Consider the following 20,411-nt stretch of genomic DNA (forward strand, 5'->3'; position numbering starts at 1 on the left):
GACAAGCCCGGCCATGACGGGTAGACCGTGACTTGTTCACTCCGGTGCTTATATCAGCCCCGGGACAAAGTCATGCTAACCTGCGTGCTATGATGAAGATGGAAAAAGCCCCCGCCCCCCTGATCGTGCCGAATCCCGAGGATCCGCGGCTGACCGAGCGGGTCGCCGGCACCGACCAGACGGGTGCTGCGGTCGAAATCCGGGTGCCGGTGGAGCGGCCGCTGACGCTGTATCTGAACGCCCAGGAGATCGTCACCATGATGACGATCGGCGACTATCCGGAATACCTCGCGCTCGGCTATCTCCTGAACCAGAACATGCTGAAATACGACGACGTCGTCACCGAGGTCGAATATGACGACGACCTTCAGGTCGTGGTGGTGCGCACCGAGCACCACACCAACTTCGAGGCAAAACTGAAGAAGCGCACGCAGACGTCAGGCTGCGCGCAGGGCACCGCGTTCGGCGACCTGCTGGAAGCGGTCGAAAGCGTGGCGCTGCCGAAGGCGGAATTGCGCACGTCCTGGCTCTACCAGATGACGCATGCAATCAACACCATGCCCTCGCTCTATCTGGAAGCCGGTGCGATCCATGGCTGCGTGCTGTGCAAGGAAGGCACACCGGTGTGCTACACCGAGGACGTCGGCCGCCACAATGCCGTCGACAAGATCGCAGGCTGGATCTATCGCCACGGCGTCGATCCCGCCGACAAGATCCTCTACACTACCGGCCGCCTCACCTCGGAGATGGTGATCAAGACGGTGCGGATGGGAATTCCCATTCTCGTCTCACGCTCGGGCTTCACGGCCTGGGGTGTCGAACTGGCGCGGCAGGTCGGACTGACACTCGTCGGGCGCACGCGGGGAAAACGCTTCATCGCGCTGTCCGGACAGGAGCGGATCGTGTTCGACCAGAACCTCGACTATGTCGCGGAAGAATCCGCACGGCACAAGCGCAAAGGCGAAAGCGATGACTGATGCGACGGGGACCGTCAAAATTCCCGGCGTGCTGCTCGCCGGGGGCCTTGCGCGACGGATGGGCGGCGGCGACAAGCCGATGCGCACGATCGCCGGCCGCACCATTCTCGATCGCGTGATCGCGCGGCTCGCGCCGCAATGCGACGGCCTCATCCTCAACGCCAATGGCGACCCCGCGCGCTTTGCCGCGTTCGGGCTGCCGGTCATCCCCGACGGCGTCGCGGATTTTCCCGGCCCGCTCGCAGGTATCCTCGCGGCACTCGACTGGGCCGCAGCCAACCGGCCAGACACAAAACTCGTTCTCAGCGCCGCCGCCGACAGTCCGTTCCTGCCGCGCGATCTGGTGTCGCGGCTATGCGGCGCGCTGGAAGCAGAGAAGGCCGAGCTGGCCGTTGCTGCCTCCGACGGACAATCGCATCCGGTGATCGGATTGTGGAGCGTCGGCTTGCGCGAAAAGCTTCGCCACGCACTTGTCGTCGAGGACATCAGAAAGATCGACCGCTGGACCGCGCGCTACAAGCTTGCCACCGTGACGTGGCCGATCACGCCGCTCGACCCGTTCTTCAATGCCAACACCATGGACGACATCGCAGAGGCCGAGCGGCTGGCGGCGCTGGACGGCGGGTGATCCGCGGTGAATGCGGCTGTTGACAGCGTTACGTCGGATAGAAATGCTACCAAGAATAGAGTAACGTTTCAGACAGAGCTAGATATGCAGCTTGTTGATTTTACCGTCGCTGGCATTTTTGGATTTTCTGGCATCACTATTGGTCTAGGGGCAGCCGTTATGGCGCTAGTCCCAACAAACCACCGTGTCGCAAGAATTTTGTTCTGGCTTGGAGCAGTTTCGTTTGGGAGCATGGGCACCGTGTGGGGCATCAACTCAGAGGATCAATCTCTCACGATCAGAATGACCGTTGCGTTCATTTGTGCTGGCATTGCCGCAGCCGGACTCGTCTGGGCTCTATCTGAGCTTCGGACAAGGGAAAAGGTAGCTCAAGCTAACATTGAAGAAACCAAGCCAGCGGGCAAGACCAAGCCAACTTCTACTAACCAACGAGTAACGGGTAACGACAACGTGGTAACGGGCCCAGTCGCCGGTGGCCAAGTCGCGAGCATCATAAACAACTTTTACGGAGCGTCGAGCGGACCTCAACAAAATCGTTTCTCCGAGGACGCTGATACGCCCGTCACTTTTTCGATAGGTTGCATGAACTTCAGGCCGATAAAAGAGCTCCTGGAGTCGATCAATAGCGGAAACCCGACGCCCTTTCTGTCCGCTCAACGCGCAGGCGCGGAACCGATTCCACTAGTTTCGCTGTATATGAAAGACGGTGCGATATGGGCCGACATTAATCTTTTTGCCCCTTACCAGAAATATGTTGCTTTTTCTTTGAAGGGAATGACGTTCAAAAAACTTGCCCCTAACTGGGATGTAAACGCCAGCACGCGGGCTATCGAAGTAGTCGATGAAAACCGTGTTCCCATTTTTCAGCTTCTTCGAACATCAAATTCGCATCTGCGAATTGACGGCTTCTTCAGAGCTGACGATCGAATCCTGTTTCTCGGACGAGGCGGTCTGCTTTTAAATGTTCTCCGGGGGGAAGATGCGAAGCGATATGTGCCACCCTCCGATTTTCTCCCAAAACTGTTCAAATATCCGAGTCGCGAGCACCCCGGAGAGATGGTTTTTCCAGAACCACCGAGGCCAAGTTGTCCGCCTGAGAGTCAGGGTATTTCTGCAATAAGCAAAGGGCTTACATTGCCGCTTTAGCTTGGGAATAAAGCACTCCATATTTGAGCGCGCGCCACATCCTCTTAGAGATGAGAATCTGCCTGCGAAGCCGCGGTGCGGAGTGGCTACGCGACCAGCGGCACGGTCCAGGCGTCGTAGCCATAGACCCAGTCGGTATCGGTCTTTCCGCTGAGCCAGATATTGGCGCGCGAAGTCTCCTGGATGCGCGCCGTCCGCGCCTTGCGCGTCGCCTCGAAGCGGCGAAACGCATTTGCAATTCCATCCGGCTCAACGCCGTCGAGACAGCGCGACAGCACCGCGGCGTCCTCGATCGCCATCGCCGCACCCTGCGCCATGTAGGGCGTCATCGGATGGCAGGCATCGCCAAGCAGCGTCACGTTTCGATCCGTCCAGCGCTCCAGCGAGTTACGATCGACAATCGCCCATTTGTGTACGTCGGGGCACGCGGCCAGCACCTGCTCGACCTGGCGGTCGAAGCCAGCAAACGCCTTGCGCAATTCCCTGACGTCGCCCTTCGCCGACCACGACTCGATCCGGAAATCCGGCTCCGGCTGGCTGGTAACGAGGTAGATCTCGCTGCGGTCCGGCTTGACGTAATAGATGACGATGTGGCGGTCCTCACCCCACCATTTGGTGCAATCGTCGATCTTTTTGCCGCCGAGCAGCGCGGCGGGATAGGTGGTGCGGTAGGCGATCCGCCCGGTGAAATTCACCGGCGAGATGCCGAACAAAATATCTCGCACGACCGAGTGAACGCCGTCGGCGCCGATCACTGCGTCGGCAACTGCGGTCGCGCCGTTGGCAAAGGCGAGCCGGACACCCTCGCCGCTTTCCTCCAGCCCGACCAGTTTGTGATTGAGCTTGACGCATTGATCTGGAACGGCGCTGGCGAGCGCCGCATGAAGATCGCCGCGATGCGCCAGCAGATAGGGCGCACCAAACTTCTGTTCGGCGCTCTCGCCGAAGATCATATCGAATTTGACTTCGCCGGTGCGCCAATCGCGGTTGTTCCAGGAGCGCGGATAGAACGACTGGCCGCGCAGTCGTGCCTCCAGCCCCAACCCGCGCAGCACCTTCATGGCATTGCAGCCGATCTGGATGCCGGCGCCCAGCCGCGCGAATTGCGTCGCCTGTTCGTAAACGGTGATTTCGATGCCGACCCGCCGCAGCGCAGCCGCGGTCGCGAGACCACCCATGCCGGCGCCGATGATCGCAATCGATAGCGGTCTTGCCATTCCCAGTCCCTGCCCGAGCCGTTTCTATTGACGGCTTCTTACATGTCGCGCGTCAGGCCGGCCGAAAACCCGCCTGCTCCAGCGCCGCGCGCCCCTCGTCCGATGTCAGTGCGTCGAGAAAAGCCTGCACCGCCGGCCGTTGCTTGCGCGCCTTCACCAGCGCAAAATCATAATGCTCTTCGGCAAAGGGAATGAAACCCAGGTTTGACGCATGCGCGACCGGCGCAATGGTCATGCCCCAGTCGGCGCGATGCTGCGCGACCGCGGCCGCCACCGCATTGTGCGAGCGCGGCTGATTCCAGTAACCGTCCGGGCGCGCGCCGCCGAGCAACCGGTCGATCAGGATGCGCGTGCCCGCGCCCTGGTTGCGATTGACCATGATGCAGGCGGGATCGGCGAGTGCGGCGCGAACTGCGTCTTCGGCCGACAGCCCTTCGAAGCGCCGGTCGACCTTGCGGAATACGATGCCCTGCATGCGTCGCCATCCCGGCACCAGTTCGAGCCCGTCGCTGAGATAGGGCGTGTTGTAGGTCTCGGTCTTCTCGTCGAACAAATGGATCGGCGCAAAATCGCATTCGCCGCGCTTGGCGGCGGAGAGCCCCCCGAGACTGCCGACGGCGATCGAGCGCACGACAAGTCCCGCATGCGCCAGCGGCGCGGTGACGAGATCGAGCCCGGTGCAATGGCTGCCGACGATGACCAAATCTGGCACCCGCACATGCGGCGTGAACAGCGTCACCTCGGCCTCGACGCCCGCGGGCATCTGGTCGGCCAGCGCATCGATGCGCAGAAAGCCGTCGGCCTGCGCGAATGATGTGATGGCGCCGGAGCCTTTGCCTGTCGGGTACGCGATCAACCCGTCCGCCCCTTCGACCAGCGACACCATGACGAATTCGGTGCGGCCGAGTTCGGAGGCGATCCGCACCGGCACGCGTGCGGCCACCTTGGCGTCCGAACGCGGCGGCAGGCCGGCCATCCGCCGCAGCACCGGCACGATCATGTCGTGGAAGGTGAACATGGCCGAGGTCGGAAATCCCGGCAGGATGATCACGGGCTTGCCGTCGCATACCGCAAGGCACAGCGGCTTGCCGGGCTTCAGCGCAACGCCATGCGCGATGATGCCGGGCTTGCCGAGCCGGCCGATGATGCGGTGGGACACGTCGCCCTCGCCCTTCGACGTGCCGCCCGACAGCACCAGCATGTCGCTGGTCTCGAGCGCCCGGCGCATGGCAGATTCGAGTGCTTCCTCGTCGTCGGGAATCGCGCCCAGAAACACCGCCTCGCCGCCGTTCTCGGAGATCGCCGCGGTGACGATGGCGCCGTTGGTGTCGTAGATCGCGGCCGGGCGCAACGGCGGGCCGGGCTGCATGAGTTCGTCGCCGGTGGAGATGACGGCGACGCGCGGAGGCCGCGCGACGGTGACGTCCGCGATGCCGCAGGCGGCCAGCATGCCGATCTCGCGCGAGCCGACGATGGTGCCGGCACGCAGCAGCGCCTCGCCACGGGCGATATCGGAACCGGCATGGGACACGAATTGCCCCGGGGAAGCGGCGCGGCGGATTTCGATCGCGCGAGGTCCGGATGGCTGCGTATGCTCCACCATCACGACGGCGTCTGCCCCGCGCGGCACCGGACCGCCGGTCGCGATCGGCGTGGCCGTCCCCGACAATACCGGCCGCGTCGGCGCGGTACCGCAGGCGATCACCTCGTCGTTCAGCATCACGCGCACCGGTAAAGCCTCACCGGCGGAAGCAAGATCGGCCGAACGCACCGCAAAACCATCGACATTGGAGCGGTCGAACGGCGGCACGTCGATCGGCGCCACGACATCCTCGGCAAGCGCACAGCCGAGCGCGTCGGCGAGCGGGCGCTTCTCTGCCGGCACCGCACGCGGGAACAAGGCGGCCTCGAAACGCGCCAGCGCATCCTCGCGCGACAGGATCGTCAGGAACTGGTCCTGCTCGCTATTGTCGCGGTCTCTTGGCGAAGGCGTATTGGTCATTCCCGAACTCATATCACTCCCGCAACATATAGGCATCGACCGGGCTGCCTGCCGCAAAGCCTTCCGAGCCGCCTGATAGCACGAGCCAGGCTTCGGCACGCGCGATCGCGTCGAGCGACAATTCGCCCACCGCCAGCGTGGCCCACATATTCTGCTTCCGCTCCAGCAACACGATCTCGGCGATGCCGACGCTGGATGCAATCTTGCGCGACAGCGGCAAATTGACTGTTTTGCGCTGGCGCCGGCCCGCGAGGCGATCGAGCACGGGAAGCGCCAGCGTCCACCATGCCGCGAGGGCCTGATCCGGTGCGCCCGGCAGCACCACGACGGGCGTCTTGCCGAGGCGCCCGACGGCCGAGGTGCGGCCGGGTTGCAGGGCAATGCCATGGCTAAGAATTTTGCCACGCGCGGCCAATGCGGTCACCGCCGCATCGGTGCGGCCGACGCCGGAGCCGCCGACGATCAGGAGCAGATCGCACGCGCCGTCATCGAGTACTGCCGCAATCGATCCGGCATCGCGGCCCGCAGCGGTGAAGGAGACGGTTTCGGCACCTGTCGCTTGCGCGCTCTCTGCGATCAGATTCGCCGCCACGCCGCCACCGGGGACATTGACGATGCGCAGGCGCGGACGGCGGACGTTCAATCGCTCTATTCCGGCAGCGCGTGCCAGCAGGAGATCGCGCGGCAGCACGCGCCGCCCGGCCTCCACGACGAGACTGCCGGCCGCAACATCGCCGCCGGCCCGGCGCACGCCCTGCCCCGGAATCGCCTCCGCCAGCACCTGCGGCATCGGCCCGGACAAATCGACGGAATCGGAATCGAGCACGCAGTCGCAGGCCTCCGGGATGGCCTCGCCGGCCTCGACCCAAACCGGCGGCGCCGATAACGGCAACGGCGAATAGGAGGATGCGCCGACGAGATCGCGCGCGCGGAAGGTGTAACCGTCGACGGCGGCGATGTCGCGTGACGGACGGGCCTCGAGCGGCGGCATTTCGGCGGCAATGCAGCGCAGTGCTTCCTTGAGCGATAATTCCACCGGCGCGACCGGTTCCACGCCCTGCAGCAGCGCGTCGAGCGCCGTATCGAGCGGCGTAAGTGAGTTCGGCAGGCGCTGGGGCGAGGTCATGGTCCGGCTATGCCCTGAATCGGGCCGGAAATAAACAGAACCGGGGGCAGTCCTATCGTCGGGACCCCTCCACGGAACCACGTTGACGCCGCCCGAAAATAGTTGCAAATGAGACCAATTGGCGGATCAAACCGCCTGCCAAAACCAGCGGCCAATGCGCCGATTCCAGGGAGGAGAAGACAGGATGTTCGCCAGGAACCTATCCAGGCTGGGAATACTTGCGGCCGCGGTGCTGGCGTCGACCGCCGCGCTCGCGCAAGTTTCAGACGATGTGGTCAAGATCGGCGTCCTCACCGACATGAACGGGCCGGCGGCGACGCCGACCGGCCAGGGCTCGGTCACATCAGCGCAAATGGCGATCGACGATTTCGGCGGCAAGGTGCTGGGCAAGCCGATCAGCGTCATCGTCGGCGACCACCAGCTCAAGCCGGATATCGGCGGCGCGATTGCGCGGCGCTGGTATGACGTCGATCAGGTCGACCTGATCGTCGATGTTCCGGTCTCCGCGGTCGGCCTTGCGGTGCAGAACATTGCCAATGACAAGAAGAAGCTGTTCATCACGCATTCGACCCTGGCCGCGGATTTCCACGGCAAATTCTGTACGCCCTACGCGATGCAGTGGGTGATCGACACCCGTTCGCTCGCCGCAGGCACCGCGCAGGCGGTGGTGAAGCGCGGCGGCGATAGCTGGTTCTTCATCACCGACGACTATGCGTTCGGCCACTCGCTGGAACGCGACGCTTCCAGCGTCGTCACCGCCAATGGCGGCAAGGTGCTGGGTTCCGTGCGCCCGCCACTCGCAACGCCCGACCTGTCGTCCTTCGTGCTGCAGGCGCAGGCCTCAAAAGCCAAGATCATCGGCATCGCCGCCGGTCCGCCGAACAACATGAACGAAATCAAGACCGCCGCCGAGTTCGGTGTATTGAAGGGCGGCCAGCAGATGGCGGCATTGCTCGCGCTGATCACCGACATCCATTCGCTGGGATTGCCGGCAGCCCAGGGCCTGTTGCTGACGACCTCGTTCTACTGGGACATGGACGACAAGACGCGTGAATGGTCAAAACGCTATTTCGCCAAGATGAACCGGATGCCGACGATGTGGCAGGCCGGCGTCTATTCCTCGGTTATGCACTATCTCAACGCCATCAAGGAGGCCGGCACCGACGAGCCGCTGAAAGTGGCGGCGAAGATGCGCGAAAAGCCGGTCGAGGATTTCTTCTCCCGCAACGGCAAACTGCGCGAGGACAATCTGATGGTGCATGACCTGTGGCTGGTGCAGGTCAAGAAGCCGGAGGAATCGAAATATCCGTGGGACTACTATCAGATCCTCACCAAGATTCCCGGCGATGAAGCGTTCGGTCCGCCCGATCCGGCGTGCGCGATGGCGAAGAAGTAATCGAGCGAATGGCGAGTAGTGAGTGGCGAATGGTCGGCAGCGAGTTCTTCCATTCGCTACTCGCCATTCGCTATTCGCCCTATTTCACCACGCCCACCTCGCGGAAATATTTCATCACGCCGGGGTGGATCAGCGCCGCATTCGGCGCGGCCGCGACCGTGTTCGCGGCCGTGGTCTCGCAGGCCTGCGGCAGCTTCTTGCAGAGCGCAGCCTCAGCCCTGTGCAGCGTGCGCGCCAGCCGGTAGGCGATGTCGTCAGGCAGGCTTTCGCGCGCGAGCACAAAACTCCATGAGCCGACGGAATCGATCGCAGTTGGCTGGTTCGGATAGCTGTCGGCCGGCACCGTCAGCGGTTTCAGGAACGTATGCTTGGCGCGGATGCGCGCGATTTCGGAAGCGTCGGGCGCGATGAACCGTGCGCCGCCGGGCGCTTGCGCCATCGCGGCAAAGCCCGGCCAGCCGATGCCCGCGCCCCACAGCGCAGCGGCGCGACCGTCCTGCACCATGGCGGGGCCGTCGCCGGCGCGGTCGAGATAGATCGATTTGAAATCCTCGTCCTGCTTCAGCCCAATACCGTCGAGCATGTAGCGCGACAGGATCGGCAGGCCGGAGCCCTTGGCGCCGAAGGCAACCGGCTGGCCGACCAGATCCCTGATCGTCTTGTAGGGACTGTCCGCCCGCACCACGAACATGCCGGGGCTGGAATACATCGCGGTCAGGATTTTCAGCTTTGTTGCCGCCCGCCCGATGCCCATGAAGGCTTCGTAGGACGGCTCGCCGGCCACCAGCGCGATGTCGAGCTGGTCGGATTCCAGCATTGGAATATTCTCGTAGGAACCCTTGGTGTTGCGCGGCTCGATCGACAACGTAGGATCGGCTGCATTCAGGATTTCCGCGAATGCATTGCCATAAACCGGGAAGCCGCCGCCCGGCGTCGCGGTCCCCAGGCTGATTGTGGTCTTGGTAATGGCCCTACCTCCCTCCTGCGCCGCAGCGGCGCCGGCGAACAGGAGCAGGCCGGCCCAGACGATCCCAGCGAGTTTCATTTCTAGCCTCAAGCGTTCGGTGACGAATGATGCAACGGAGGTTGTAGGCAAGCGCGGGGCCCGATGAAAGCCTGTTCTTGGCTGCCAACCCGGCATTGCCGTATCGCTGTCATGCCTGTAAACGATGGCGGCACCGTTGCCGGCCGCCCCCGCGGCCGTTCGCGGCGGGGCCTGTAGCTCAATGGTTAGAGCCGGCCGCTCATAACGGTCTGGTTGCAGGTTCGAGTCCTGCCGGGCCCACCACGCTTCGCCCTTCGGGCTACGCGTGGCGCAGCCAAGCGGGGCCGAAGGGGCGAAGCGTGGTGTCCGGCGTAGCTTGAGCAAAGCGAAAGCGAAGACGGACTGGAGCGGCGAAGGGCGGGCCGCGCTCCCGACCAAAAATATCGAAAACAACCCCATGCAAAGTAGCCGGTGGTCGCTGCATGGTTTGAGCGATCCCTCGAAAACATTTTGACACGTCGGGCAAATCACCGGCACTATTCCATCATCGCGCAATTTGCAGAACCGCCCATGGCGTTGCCTCGGCGCGATTACAGGCCAAAATTCCGACATTGAAGTTGTACCGGCTCGCTATAGCGAATGATCGCCTGCGGGTTGCCAAACCGCAGGTGCTTGCTTGACGGCCGATATGCCGGCTATTCCGATAGACCGTTTGCAGGCTACCCTGCGGCTGATGAATGAGGCGCTCCCGACGGCGATGGTCAGCGGGTATGAGAAGCACATCCCGATGGACATAACGGCCTGGTTGCAGGTTCGAGTCCTGCCGGGTCCACCAATCAAATCAGTGGTTTGCTGAGGCTGGTTTCGCAACCATCGCACAACGCGGTCTCTTACGCGGGGAAGACCAGGAAGCCTTCCCGGGCGAGATACGGGCGCTATCTAAGTTTTTTGACGGGCCTTCTGCGTAATAACCACGCGTTCTACTGCGTAGTAACCTGGTATGTGTCCTCGATCGCCCGCGCTGCGGCGCGCCAACTGGCCGATAGGCAGAGCAGCTATTCAATTCATTGGAGCACGCGCCTATGCCCAAGAATCCATTTACCGATGTCTGGCAGTTCCTGACCGCGACTACCGGCGACTATCTTCAGCTCGGAAACTGGCGCTTTCTGATCCTGGCGCTGTTCTGGGCACTGCTGCTCGCCGGCATTGCAGTGGCCTTCCAGAATTGGCGGGAGGATTCGGCGCAACGTAGCGGGCGACATCTTGGAATCTGGCTGGCCCGGGTCCTGATCGGCTGCATGTGGTTCGAGGGCATGTTGTGGAAACTCCCGCTACCCGCGTCCGGCGGCCTGCAATACTGGACCGAACAGGAAACGACCCGCGCAGCGTTCGAGTTCCACGGCACGTTCGTGAAGGATATCGTGCTGCCCAACATGAATTTCTTTGGGCCGATTGTTTTTCTTGCCGAGCTCGTGTTTGCCGCGTCGATGATCCTCGGGCTTGCGGTACGGTTCGTGAGCGTGCTGGCCCTCGCCTATACGCTGCAACTCTGGCTCGGCATTTATCGGCCGGGCGATCCGGCCGAGTGGCCGTGGTCGTACATGTTCCTGGCCATGCTGATGTTCCTGTTTGTGGTCGAGGGCGCCGGCCGCAGTCTCGGCCTTGATGCCTGGTTGCGCCGCAAAATCCCGGCCGTGCGCGATGGGAAGGGACCTATTGGCTGGTTCTTCAACATCGCCGGTTAGTCGTTGTCGTTCTACGTGGGGAGACGAGCATGATAGCACTGGCCCGCGCGGTGACGCTTCTTGTGGGCCTAGGCCTAGGCGCAAGTTGCGGACACGCCGCTGACATTGGCTATCTTGCTCCGCCGGGTGTCCCTGCAAAGGAGTTTCCCGCGCCTCAGCGCCCGGTTGCGCAGATCGTCAGCCCAGGCCGTGCCTCCGAGCAGCACCGCGATTCCCTGAATGAGGCCGGTGAGATCGCCCGCCTTCTTGAACTCAAGCCAGGCATGACCGTCGCCGACATTGGTGCCGGCAGCGGCTACCACACGGTGCGCCTCTCCGGTCTCGTCGGTCCCACCGGCGCCGTCATCGCCCAGGACGTCACGCGGAGTTATCTCATCGCGCTTGCCAGGCGAACGCAACGCCTGAGGCTGACAAATGTCACGTTCGCGCTGGGCAAACCACACGACCCGCGCCTTCCCGGCTCCTCGCTCGACGCTGCCATCCTCGTGCACATGTATCACGAAATAGCTCAGCCCTACGCCTTCCTCTACAATCTGACGCCCGCCTTGAGGTCGGGCGCGCGGGTCGGAATTGTCGACCTCGAGCGTCCGACGTCGGAGCATGGCACGCCAATCGAGCTGTTGCGTTGCGAACTGACCGCCATTGGCTATCGCGAGGTCGCCACACATCAGCTCGCAGGCGACGGCGGATACCTGGCGGTGTTTTCGCCACCGGAGCCAGGGGATCGAAAAGCCCCCCGGGACATCGTTGCTTGTCGGGGTGCCGGCACTCGCTGATCTAGCCGCGCCTCTCTCCCGGACCCCTTTGGTGTCGCAGCTCAATCGCGAGGCGAACAAATGTCGTCGAAATCGACCAAGCCGCCTTGATGCCGGCAATGAGATTGCCGGAGACCTTCGATACCCCACCGATCCGGCGCCGCTGCCCCACGGCGATCTCGAGTGCCGGCAAGCGGGCGGCTGCAACCCGCATCAGCATTTCCAGGTTCCAGCCATATGTCTCCTCCTTCATACCGAGATGTCTGAGCTCATCCCGCCGGATGGCGCGAAACGGCGACAGGTCGGTGAAGCCTGCGCCATAGACGAGGCGCAGGAGCAGCCTGGCGACATGGGCCGCGAGGAGCTGCTGCGGCGACAGGCTGCCGGATTCGCGTGAACCGCGAACGCGCGAGCCGACAACGAAGACGGCCTGCCCAGTTACGATCGGCGATACCAGATCAGAGATGCGCTCTGCAGGATCACTGCCGTCGCCGTCGAGAAAGACCAGAATGTCGGCGTCACCGCGCGCAGCGGCGATGCCTGCCTGGATGGCGCGACCGTAGCCCTGTCGCGGCTCGACAATCACGCGAGCTCCGGCGGCCCGTGCCCGCTCGGCCGTGCGGTCCCGCGAACCGCCATCGACAACGACGACCTCACTCACGTTCTGTGCCAGCGCTGCAGCTACGACCTGGCCGATTGCCGTTTCCTCGTCGAGGCATGGAATGATCGCCGAAACGACCGGCGGTTGGCAAAACACGGGCCGCTTCCCGCCGATCCCGTGGGTCACCTCGTTCATAGGCTCCAGCGCAGGCCGCAATTGGCGCAGCTCTTAGGCGGCTTGTCCGATAGAAGGGCCGCACGAAACTCCCGATACGCGGACCCGTTCCAGATGTCGTGTAAGGACTGCTGACCTGCATGGCCAAGCGTGTAGTTCTCGTAGCCATGTTGCGAAAATGGCGCGATGCAGCATGGCAAGGCGCGGCCATTGGCCGTGAAATACATCAACGACCACGGCCGTCGGCAGAGCGACCACGGCGAACCATCACCACTGCCCTTCAGGCTTAGTCCCGGCTCGCTCGCCGCGCCCGACGCGCTGAAGGTCACGCCGAGGGAATGCGCCAGATCCTCCGCCTCTTTCAAGTAGGCCGCTTCTGCCTGCGTCAGGCGCTCGAACAGGGCCTGATCCGGTTGCGCCATGCCAATGGCGGATTCAGTGAAGAACACGAGCCGTTGCAGATAAACCTCTTTGACACCGATCTCCGCCGCAACTTTCACAAATGCAGGCAGTTGCTCGACAGTCTCTTTCAGACCGGTGAGCCAAACGGAAACTTGCGGCCTTGCGTACCCCTCCCGCTCCTGTAGCTCGCGAAATGCACGAACATTGCGGACGATCCGACCGAAATAGTCCCTGCCACGAATCGCCTTGAAGCTCTCGCGATTTGACGCGTCGAGCGATACACGCAGCTCATCAAGCCCGGCGTCGATCAGCGCACGGCCGTTGCGCTCACTGAGGACCGTTCCATTGGTGTTGAACAGGACGTAAACGCCGCGCTCTTTCAGGTATTTGACCATTCGCGGCAGGTTCTGGACCAGCATCGGCTCGCCAACGCCGTGCAGAACCACGCGCGCCAGATCGGGAAGCTGGTCGACGATCGACGTGAACAAACCCCAGCTCATGTCTGCTGGCGGCTCGAGCTCCTCGTAGGTGCGAGGACAGGTGGTGCACAGCAGATTGCAGCGGTTGGTCACTTCCAGATAAGCGCAGACCGGCGGACGCTGGGCGACCTCGGTGCGCTCGCCCGTGACCGTCTCGTGATAGCGGCGCGGATCGAACGCCGCGCGAGTGCCCTGCACTTCGCCGAAAACGTTCATTGCGATGCCCCCGAAACTGCAGTTCGCTGCATGCGGGCTCTCCACGCCGTAAAGGCGCAAGCCAGGAAAAGACCTCCGAACAGAATTGATTTGCTCACAATTCGCGGAATGTAGAAATCCCAGTCGAGCTGTTCGGACAGCAACAGCGCTCCGATCGAAACGGCCCACGTAGGCGCGGATCCACACAGGGCGACAAACGGCATTATAACTAGAAAATGCCAGGGATAGTTGGGCGACAACAACAGGAGCGTGAGAAGTAACAGCATGTTGATGTCGGCAAGACGGGATGCGATGCTGTGATGAGCGCTGCGGGCCACGGAGAGCCCTGTGAACCAAAGAACCAGCGCGGCCAGTGCGACGTAGGCGGCAACATCACCTTCATGATAGCCAAACACAAGGCGCCAAAGTGACAACAGCCAGAGATCGTTGCCGCCACTGATGCCCTGTTCTGCCAGATAGCCTTTGGTGAGGAATCCGAGAACTCCCGAGCCGACCGACAGATAGGGAAGATAACAAAGCGCGACGGTAGCGATCACGACGAGCGGCATCTTGACGTCCCACGGGCGCCAGATCCCGGCCAGCACCGGCGCCGCATAGGGCTTGACCAGCACTGAAAGAGTGATCACCACGGCTCCGCGGAGCGCACGGCCGGTCAGGGCAATCCACAGACCGAGCAGCATCAGTGCAACCATCAGCGCGTCGACATGGCCGTTGTTGGCAATCTCCCACACAGGCAGCGGATGCCAGAGATAGGCAACTACGCGCGTCACCGGGCGGTCCATACGCCGCAACAGGACCACGATCAGTATGACCGTGACGGACTCGCACCCCAGCAGCGCGAGACGCATCGTCGTCGCGCTCTCGCCGATCCGCGTGACAATGAGGAAGAAGAATTGCGCCACGGCAGGATAGATGGTTACGGCCGTATCGGCGCGGTTGATGTGAGGAAAGACCATCCCGTCGCGCAGAAACGCCAGCGACTCATCGGCTGGCATGAAGCGATAAGGATTGATGCCGGCGGCCTGAACCCTGCCATCCCAGACGTAGCGATAGACGTCACTGGACAGAAGTGGATCGAACAGCAGCACATAACCTCTCAGCACGATCCCAAGTCCAACGATAAGCCATAGTGCGCGACCAGTTGGCGAACGTTCCGCCAGACTTGTCGCTACGATCGTCAGCAGACCTGCAAGGATGCTCAGCGCAATGAAGGCATTGTCGCCGGCAGCCTCGAAGGCATAAGGAGTCACCAGGGTAAGACCGCACAAGACAACTCCGATGCCGGCCAACAGGCAAAGTGGGGATATCTTGTGGTCGGAACGCACCAGTCGACCGAATTGACCGGCGATCACTCCTGGCAAGGGCTTCATTGGCTTACCTGCGGCGCGTCCTTCAAAAAGGCCCGGCTCGCCGCGGCAAATCCGCCGCCGCGAAAGCGGATCGAATGCCCGGCCAGCTCGTCCTGCAGCCAGCGCAAGGTTTCGATATCGTCGACATCGTACCATTCCGGTAGCAGGATCGTAGCAAGCCCGATTTCGGCAGCGCGCTCGCGCGTCCTGCGAGCTACGGTTTCAGTTCCCCATGCGATCTGCGTAAACAGGTGCTTGTGCGGATGCTTCAAGCCGATGAGATAGTAGCCACCGTCGCTTGCTGGCCCAAGCACCATCCGATCTCCGGACTCGCGCATGGCTTCAATAGCCTGTACCAGCAAATGGATTGGCAGCGTCGGGCTGTCGCCATTGACGAGCAGGACACAGTCGTGTCCGGCGTCCAGGAACGCGCGCGTCGCGCCCAACAACACATGCCCCAAATCGTCGCCAGCCTGTAGCAACAGTCCGAACCCTGCCGGAAGCAGTTGCCGCATGACGTCTTCGGTGCCCGCCGGCGCGTAGACGCCGTAGCCGCGCCTGCCGAGTGCCTCAGGGACCGCCTCGATTGCCGCGGCCACGTCGCGCAGAAAGCAGGCGGACAGCTCGGAAGCGGCAACGTCGCCAATGACCGTCGCAAGTCGCGTCTTTGAGCGGCCGGGCAGCGGCGCCTTGCATACAATCCCGATCGCCGCGACGCTCATGGCAGCCGTGACCGCAGGCGATCAGCGGCGATCGCGATCAACTGCAGCGCGTCATGGCTGCCGTCTGCTTCGCCCTTTTCAAAATCCCCGTCGACGCGCCCCATTTGATTTGTCACATGTGCAAAGCACAGCACGGGCTTTTGCCTGATTTGTGCGAACGCATAGAGCGCGGCTGCTTCCATTTCGACTGCCATCAGATTCCTTTTGACCATGGCGTCGATCGCCGGCTGGGTCTCGCGGAACGGCGCGTCGGTTGTCCAGGTCGCGCCTGTGAGCACCGGCACGGGAAATCCACCGAATGCGCCGTTGAGCGCCGCGATCAATCCGGCATCCGCATCCGAATAGTCGGACGGCGCCATGTAGTGATAGCTGGTGCCTTCGTCGCGCAGCGCGCGTTCGATGATGATGAAATAAGGCGGCGGGCGCATCGGCACGATCTGCCCCGAGGACGTGACGCTGATCAGGAGCTTGCAGCCTGATGCGAACAATTCCTCGGCGATCAGCACCGCGTACGAGGCGCCGACGGCGCAGCCGACAATTCCGAACTCAATCCCGTCGCGACTGAAGCTGTAGAGCTGCGTGTGATAGCAGGCCCATCCCGCTTCAAGCCGGGCCTCGCCACGGGCGAGCAGGCTGCGCACGATGTCGCCGTCCGGATCGAGGATGCAGATGTTCGGGATGCCGGCGTCCGTAATCCGCTTTTGCCTGCGCGCTTCGCGCAGCAGATTTTCCGGCGTGAAGGCGGACGGCTGCGCATAGTGCTTTTGCGCGAGGATGGGCGGGACCCCGCCCTCATTGACTGCCATCACCAGACAAGCCTCGTCACCCGGTTGCCGGTCATTGGTAGCGTTCTCTCCGACAACGGGCAAGCTCTCCGCAACAGCGGGCAAGCGCCGCCAAGGTTTCGGCGACGTCAAAAAAAAGATTTCAGGTGGTGTAACAAGATGGCCCTGAAGAACGTAGTAACCGTGGCCCGTACTCGCTGCCGGCATGGCAAGGGCTTGCCATGCCCTAAGCCAGTCGTGTTGATCCGATGGTGCGCGTGGCGTAGCATTGGTCGCAAAGGTAGCGGATGCGATATTTTCGAACTTTGGTACGCAACACCTAAGCGTCGAGGGTCGCCATGAATCACGAGACCGCAGTTTCGAATGCCAAAGAAATCGCCGATCGCATTCTCGCACCGGCGGCCAGGCAAAACGACAAGGAAGCTCGATTTTCGTCCGAGGCAATCGCGGCGCTCGGTTCGGCCGGATTGCTGGGGGTCATGCTTCCCGCCGAGGTCGGCGGCTCGGCCCTGGGACCGCGGACGTTCGCTGCCGTCGTTGCGGCGCTCGCAGAAGCGGACGCGTCCGCCGCGATGGTTTATTTGATGCACATGAGCGCTACCGCAACGATTGCGGCGGCCCGTCCGGGTGCCACGGTTGCGCAGACGCTAAAGGATATTTCAGCCGGAAAACACCTAACTACCCTGGCATTCAGCGAAGCCGGATCGCGTAGCCACTTCTGGGCGCCCGTTTCGCGAGCGAAGCGCAACGCCGCCAACGTGCACCTCACGGCCAAGAAATCATGGGTGACGAGCGCCGGTCACGCACAAAGCTACGTCGTCTCGGCGCTCGCGCCTGAAGGCAAGAGCCCAACGGATTCGACCATTTATCTTGTCGCCAGTGACACGGCCGGACTGTCGGTCGCCGGCCCGTGGGATGGTCTCGGGATGCGCGCCAACGCTTCCGCGCCGATGATGCTAGATGATTGCAAGATTGAAGCCGATCTCCAACTCACGGACGACGGCGCCGGGTTCAAGGCGATGCTGGAGGTCGTGCTTCCGCTATTCAACCTCGGAACATCGGCGGTCGCGCTTGGTCTTTGCCGGGCTGCGGTGTCGGGGACGGCAGCACATCTCAACGGCGCTCGCTTCGAGCATTTGGGCCAGACGCTCGGCGAGAGCCTGCCGACGCTTCGCGCACAGCTTGCAACGATGCAGATCGACACCGATGGGCTTGCAGCGCGCATCGACGATCTCGTTGATCATCTTGAGCGCCCCCGAGACACCACTATGCTGCGCGTGCTGGAGAGCAAGGCGGCGGCGGGTGATGTTGCCATCGCCGTCACGTCGGCGGCGATGCGGGCGTGCGGAGGCGCTGCGTTTTCCAAGCATCTGGCCATCGAGCGATTGTTCCGCGACGCACATGCAGGCGCCGTCATGGCGCCGACGGGCGATGTGCTGCGCGAGTTCATCGGCAAAGCCGTTTTGGGAATACCGCTGTTCTAGTGGTCCGATCCTAACATTCGCATTCCATTCGGAACCACGTTTGCGAGCGTTAGGATCAAAGGACCACTGGCAAACTATAGTGATCGCATTTGAAATATTGAGCTCGGGAAGCGAGATGCAATCATGAGCCGGACGATCTGGGTAGGCGCCGTCGCATATGACCCGAAGGTGGTTGGTATCTGGGAGGGCATGCGACGCTACTTTCACGAGGAAGCGGGCCTCGCCGTTGAGGTGGTACTGTTTCAAAGTTACGAGGCGCAGGTCGCTGCCCTCCTGGCCTCGCCGAGCGAACGGCTGCCGCGCATCGACATCGGATGGAATACGAACCTCGCCTATATCCAGGCCGATGCCTGGAGCGACCATCGCTGCCGACCGATCGCGATGCGCGATACGGATGTGGGCTGGATGACCAAGATCGTTGCGGTAACCGGGGGGCCGGTCGCCACGCTTGCCGATCTTAAGAGCCGCACCCTCGCTCTCGGCAGCCGCGACAGCGGCCATGCGGCAATCCTCCCGGTTTATTTTCTGCACCGCGAGGGACTGGTTGAGGGGAGGGACTACCAAACGCTGCGCTTCAACACCGACCTTGGCAAGCACGGTGACACGGGTACAAGCGAGTCCGAAGTCGTTCGCGCGGTTCTCGACGGCCGTGCCGATGCCGGCGCAATCGGCAGCCCATTCTGGAACGCGGTGCGTACCGAGCGTCTGGTGCCGCAAGGTGCGCTGACCGAGATCTGGACCTCGCAGCCCTATAACCACTGCATGTTCACTGCTCGGTCCGATCTGGACCCCGCGTTGGAGCAGCAGTTTGCCAAAGCATTATTTGGGATGAGCTACGATAACCCGGCCCATCGTCCTGTGCTCGAAGCGGAAGGGTTGCGCCAATGGATAGCACCGCAGCTTGATGCGTATGCGCAGTTACGGGAAGCGTCGACGCAGCAGGGTTTCCTAACGCGGCCTTTGGCCTAGCAGCCGAGGCCAAGCCCCGATCCGGCGTTGAGCGCGCCGCGCCTTTGTCAGGCGCAATTGAAAATCATCGCCAACCTGCGCTGATGCTCGGATTCGCGATCGAAGGCGCGGCGCACGGCTGCGAACGATTCGGCGAGCGGAAAGATTTCACGGCTGACCAGCAGGTCGTCATCCTCGGCTCCAACCGGGTGCCAAAACACGCCCTCCGCCGTAATCGTTATCTCGGGAACCAGATCCGCCCTTGCCAAAGCGATGCCATGCGTGGCGGAGCCTCGCAGCGCAATCCGCCTGATCACCCGGTTCTCCTCGCTGATATCATGAGCGTCAAGGAAGCTGCGGAATTCATCGGCCTCCGCGTCAGTCGACACTGTAGCCGCCAAACGCACCCGGAATCCCTCAGCGCGGGCCCGTTCGATTCCCTTCCAGGCGCGTGCCCATGTCCCCTTCCCACGATGGCTGTCGTGGCGCTCCGGCGTGGGACTATCGAGGCTAATCTGGAAGGTTACGCGCTCGCGCGGCAGCGAGCGCAGCGTTGCGAGCCGACTTCCGGCAAACAGCATGCCGTTGGTGAGAACTGTCGTCGGCGCCGCCGCAGCGCACGCGGCAAGGATCTCGCCAATATTCAGCAGCATGAATGGCTCGCCGCCGGTCACAAAGATTTCACCTACGCCGAGTTCCGCTGCCTCGGTAGCGATCTGTCGCACCCGCTCGATACCGAGAGCCCGCCGCGGGGCTTTGGGTGACGAGCGTACGCAACAATAGTCGCAGCTCAGGTTGCAGTCGAAGTTGGTATAAAGCCACAGACGAGAGCCGACACGCCGATCTTCTCCGACATTCTCGGGAGCCTCTCCGTACCGGAGCACCCAACGGGTGCGACCTTTTTCGACTGCTGTGTCGACCAAACTGTTATGGGTGAAACGACACCATGCCTCGAGCTCGGGGCCGATGCTTGGATCGCCGCTGATCACGGCCACCAGATCGCCTTTACGGCTTCGGCGGAGCGCAGCTATCAAATCCGGCAAGAGGCCCGAGGCAAACGTCTTGGTGCCGGCGTCGAGCTCAACGTTTGCGTTCGCTCTCATGAAGAAACCCATGGTCCTAGAGACGTTCCGCGCGGACCGCACCAGTTTCGCACCAGAAACGATCTGACCAAAACGCAATGAACAGGATCAATCTCCGCCGAAAATGCAGGAAAATCAACGATCGCGTGCGATATCTTCCCGCTCATAACGGTCTGGTTGCAGGTTCGAGTC

18 protein-coding genes and 1 tRNA gene are annotated in these 20,411 nt (G+C 62.5%); 9 read left to right on the forward strand and 10 right to left on the reverse strand.

The window, feature by feature from the left end; genetic code table 11:
• Positions 1 to 89: 89 nt before the first annotated feature.
• From V1286_RS26975 to V1286_RS26985, 3 genes are all read left to right on the forward strand, one after another.
• Positions 90 to 977, forward strand: a complete 888-nt coding sequence (locus tag V1286_RS26975; protein ID WP_334484740.1) for a formate dehydrogenase accessory sulfurtransferase FdhD — start codon at positions 90 to 92, stop codon at positions 975 to 977.
• Positions 970 to 1,605: a molybdenum cofactor guanylyltransferase MobA gene (gene mobA / locus V1286_RS26980; protein WP_334484742.1), complete on the forward strand. Its 636-nt coding sequence runs from the start codon at positions 970 to 972 to the stop codon at positions 1,603 to 1,605. The genes V1286_RS26975 and mobA overlap by 8 nt, the downstream gene beginning before the upstream one ends.
• 84 nt (positions 1,606 to 1,689) lie before the next feature.
• On the forward strand, positions 1,690 to 2,751 hold the full coding sequence (locus V1286_RS26985; RefSeq protein ID WP_334484744.1) for a hypothetical protein: 1,062 nt from the start codon (positions 1,690 to 1,692) through the stop codon (positions 2,749 to 2,751).
• Between the two features lie 86 nt (positions 2,752 to 2,837).
• Here the strand turns inward: V1286_RS26985 and V1286_RS26990 are convergent, their stop codons facing one another.
• Genes V1286_RS26990 through V1286_RS27000 form a run of 3 tightly spaced genes read right to left on the reverse strand, consistent with a single transcriptional unit; the run spans position 2,838 to position 7,096 of the window.
• A complete protein-coding gene (locus V1286_RS26990; RefSeq protein WP_334484746.1) occupies positions 2,838 to 3,968 on the reverse strand; it encodes an FAD-dependent monooxygenase in 1,131 nt (376 codons plus the stop codon).
• A gap of 52 nt (positions 3,969 to 4,020) precedes the next feature.
• A complete protein-coding gene (locus V1286_RS26995) occupies positions 4,021 to 5,982 on the reverse strand; it encodes a molybdopterin biosynthesis protein (RefSeq protein ID WP_417021187.1) in 1,962 nt (653 codons plus the stop codon).
• Between the two features lies 1 nt (position 5,983).
• Complete coding sequence (locus V1286_RS27000; protein WP_334484750.1) at positions 5,984 to 7,096, reverse strand: molybdopterin-binding protein; 1,113 nt, start codon at positions 7,094 to 7,096, stop codon at positions 5,984 to 5,986.
• Between the two features lie 184 nt (positions 7,097 to 7,280).
• Here V1286_RS27000 and V1286_RS27005 point away from each other — a divergent pair, with 184 nt between their 5' ends.
• Complete coding sequence (locus V1286_RS27005) at positions 7,281 to 8,492, forward strand: ABC transporter substrate-binding protein (protein ID WP_334484752.1); 1,212 nt, start codon at positions 7,281 to 7,283, stop codon at positions 8,490 to 8,492.
• A 79-nt stretch (positions 8,493 to 8,571) separates the two neighbouring features.
• Here V1286_RS27005 and V1286_RS27010 read toward each other — a convergent pair whose 3' ends face one another.
• Complete coding sequence (locus tag V1286_RS27010; protein ID WP_334484754.1) at positions 8,572 to 9,537, reverse strand: TAXI family TRAP transporter solute-binding subunit; 966 nt, start codon at positions 9,535 to 9,537, stop codon at positions 8,572 to 8,574.
• A 167-nt stretch (positions 9,538 to 9,704) separates the two neighbouring features.
• Here V1286_RS27010 and V1286_RS27015 point away from each other — a divergent pair.
• The 3 genes from V1286_RS27015 to V1286_RS27025 all read left to right on the forward strand — a co-directional run bounded on the left by V1286_RS27015 (position 9,705) and on the right by V1286_RS27025 (position 11,998).
• Positions 9,705 to 9,780 (forward strand) — tRNA-Ile (locus V1286_RS27015).
• Positions 9,781 to 10,559: 779 nt separating this feature from the next.
• The gene (locus V1286_RS27020) at positions 10,560 to 11,222 is read left to right on the forward strand and encodes a DoxX family protein (protein WP_334484756.1); all 663 of its coding nucleotides are present in this window, start codon (positions 10,560 to 10,562) and stop codon (positions 11,220 to 11,222) included.
• A gap of 29 nt (positions 11,223 to 11,251) precedes the next feature.
• Positions 11,252 to 11,998 carry a class I SAM-dependent methyltransferase gene (locus tag V1286_RS27025; protein WP_334484758.1) on the forward strand — a complete coding sequence of 249 codons (747 nt, stop codon included), beginning with the start codon at positions 11,252 to 11,254 and terminating at the stop codon, positions 11,996 to 11,998.
• 1 nt (position 11,999) lies between these two features.
• Here V1286_RS27025 and V1286_RS27030 read toward each other — a convergent pair whose 3' ends face one another.
• The 5 genes from V1286_RS27030 to V1286_RS27050 are packed head-to-tail and all read right to left on the reverse strand — an operon-like array spanning position 12,000 to position 16,726.
• A complete protein-coding gene (locus V1286_RS27030; RefSeq protein ID WP_334484760.1) occupies positions 12,000 to 12,773 on the reverse strand; it encodes a glycosyltransferase family 2 protein in 774 nt (257 codons plus the stop codon).
• The gene (locus V1286_RS27035; protein ID WP_334484762.1) at positions 12,770 to 13,849 is read right to left on the reverse strand and encodes a radical SAM protein; all 1,080 of its coding nucleotides are present in this window, start codon (positions 13,847 to 13,849) and stop codon (positions 12,770 to 12,772) included. The genes V1286_RS27030 and V1286_RS27035 overlap by 4 nt, the downstream gene beginning before the upstream one ends.
• A complete protein-coding gene (locus tag V1286_RS27040) occupies positions 13,846 to 15,219 on the reverse strand; it encodes an MptA/MptB family glycosyltransferase (protein WP_334484764.1) in 1,374 nt (457 codons plus the stop codon). Before V1286_RS27040 ends, V1286_RS27035 begins: the two co-directional genes overlap by 4 nt.
• Positions 15,216 to 15,920 carry a TIGR04282 family arsenosugar biosynthesis glycosyltransferase gene (locus tag V1286_RS27045; protein ID WP_334484766.1) on the reverse strand — a complete coding sequence of 235 codons (705 nt, stop codon included), beginning with the start codon at positions 15,918 to 15,920 and terminating at the stop codon, positions 15,216 to 15,218. The genes V1286_RS27040 and V1286_RS27045 overlap by 4 nt, the downstream gene beginning before the upstream one ends.
• The gene (locus V1286_RS27050; protein WP_334489933.1) at positions 15,917 to 16,726 is read right to left on the reverse strand and encodes a nucleoside phosphorylase; all 810 of its coding nucleotides are present in this window, start codon (positions 16,724 to 16,726) and stop codon (positions 15,917 to 15,919) included. The genes V1286_RS27045 and V1286_RS27050 overlap by 4 nt, the downstream gene beginning before the upstream one ends.
• Before the next feature lie 317 nt (positions 16,727 to 17,043).
• Between V1286_RS27050 and V1286_RS27055 the strand changes: the two genes are divergently transcribed.
• A complete protein-coding gene (locus V1286_RS27055; RefSeq protein WP_334484768.1) occupies positions 17,044 to 18,189 on the forward strand; it encodes an acyl-CoA dehydrogenase family protein in 1,146 nt (381 codons plus the stop codon).
• Positions 18,190 to 18,312: 123 nt separating this feature from the next.
• Positions 18,313 to 19,158, forward strand: a complete 846-nt coding sequence (locus V1286_RS27060; protein ID WP_334484770.1) for a phosphate/phosphite/phosphonate ABC transporter substrate-binding protein — start codon at positions 18,313 to 18,315, stop codon at positions 19,156 to 19,158.
• A gap of 47 nt (positions 19,159 to 19,205) precedes the next feature.
• Here the strand turns inward: V1286_RS27060 and V1286_RS27065 are convergent, their stop codons facing one another.
• Positions 19,206 to 20,252, reverse strand: coding sequence for an Rv1681 family radical SAM protein (locus V1286_RS27065; protein ID WP_334484772.1), 1,047 nt, complete (start codon positions 20,250 to 20,252; stop codon positions 19,206 to 19,208).
• Between the last annotated feature and the right edge of the window lie 159 nt (positions 20,253 to 20,411).

The organism is Bradyrhizobium algeriense (assembly GCF_036924595.1).
In the GTDB taxonomy this organism is placed as follows: domain Bacteria; phylum Pseudomonadota; class Alphaproteobacteria; order Rhizobiales; family Xanthobacteraceae; genus Bradyrhizobium; species Bradyrhizobium algeriense.

What these genes read in the sequence shown, in the direction of transcription:
- V1286_RS26975 (WP_334484740.1), top strand. Translation starts at nt 90, where the DNA reads ATGATGAAGATGGAAAAAGCCCCCGCCCCCCTGATCGTGCCGAATCCC.
- mobA (WP_334484742.1), top strand. Translation starts at nt 970, where the DNA reads ATGACTGATGCGACGGGGACCGTCAAAATTCCCGGCGTGCTGCTCGCC.
- V1286_RS26985 (WP_334484744.1), top strand. Translation starts at nt 1,690, where the DNA reads ATGCAGCTTGTTGATTTTACCGTCGCTGGCATTTTTGGATTTTCTGGC.
- V1286_RS26990 (WP_334484746.1), bottom strand. Translation starts at nt 3,968, where the DNA reads ATGGCAAGACCGCTATCGATTGCGATCATCGGCGCCGGCATGGGTGGT.
- V1286_RS26995 (WP_417021187.1), bottom strand. Translation starts at nt 5,982, where the DNA reads ATGAGTTCGGGAATGACCAATACGCCTTCGCCAAGAGACCGCGACAAT.
- V1286_RS27000 (WP_334484750.1), bottom strand. Translation starts at nt 7,096, where the DNA reads ATGACCTCGCCCCAGCGCCTGCCGAACTCACTTACGCCGCTCGATACG.
- V1286_RS27005 (WP_334484752.1), top strand. Translation starts at nt 7,281, where the DNA reads ATGTTCGCCAGGAACCTATCCAGGCTGGGAATACTTGCGGCCGCGGTG.
- V1286_RS27010 (WP_334484754.1), bottom strand. Translation starts at nt 9,537, where the DNA reads ATGAAACTCGCTGGGATCGTCTGGGCCGGCCTGCTCCTGTTCGCCGGC.
- V1286_RS27020 (WP_334484756.1), top strand. Translation starts at nt 10,560, where the DNA reads ATGCCCAAGAATCCATTTACCGATGTCTGGCAGTTCCTGACCGCGACT.
- V1286_RS27025 (WP_334484758.1), top strand. Translation starts at nt 11,252, where the DNA reads ATGATAGCACTGGCCCGCGCGGTGACGCTTCTTGTGGGCCTAGGCCTA.
- V1286_RS27030 (WP_334484760.1), bottom strand. Translation starts at nt 12,773, where the DNA reads ATGAACGAGGTGACCCACGGGATCGGCGGGAAGCGGCCCGTGTTTTGC.
- V1286_RS27035 (WP_334484762.1), bottom strand. Translation starts at nt 13,849, where the DNA reads ATGAACGTTTTCGGCGAAGTGCAGGGCACTCGCGCGGCGTTCGATCCG.
- V1286_RS27040 (WP_334484764.1), bottom strand. Translation starts at nt 15,219, where the DNA reads ATGAAGCCCTTGCCAGGAGTGATCGCCGGTCAATTCGGTCGACTGGTG.
- V1286_RS27045 (WP_334484766.1), bottom strand. Translation starts at nt 15,920, where the DNA reads ATGAGCGTCGCGGCGATCGGGATTGTATGCAAGGCGCCGCTGCCCGGC.
- V1286_RS27050 (WP_334489933.1), bottom strand. Translation starts at nt 16,726, where the DNA reads ATGGCAGTCAATGAGGGCGGGGTCCCGCCCATCCTCGCGCAAAAGCAC.
- V1286_RS27055 (WP_334484768.1), top strand. Translation starts at nt 17,044, where the DNA reads ATGAATCACGAGACCGCAGTTTCGAATGCCAAAGAAATCGCCGATCGC.
- V1286_RS27060 (WP_334484770.1), top strand. Translation starts at nt 18,313, where the DNA reads ATGAGCCGGACGATCTGGGTAGGCGCCGTCGCATATGACCCGAAGGTG.
- V1286_RS27065 (WP_334484772.1), bottom strand. Translation starts at nt 20,252, where the DNA reads ATGGGTTTCTTCATGAGAGCGAACGCAAACGTTGAGCTCGACGCCGGC.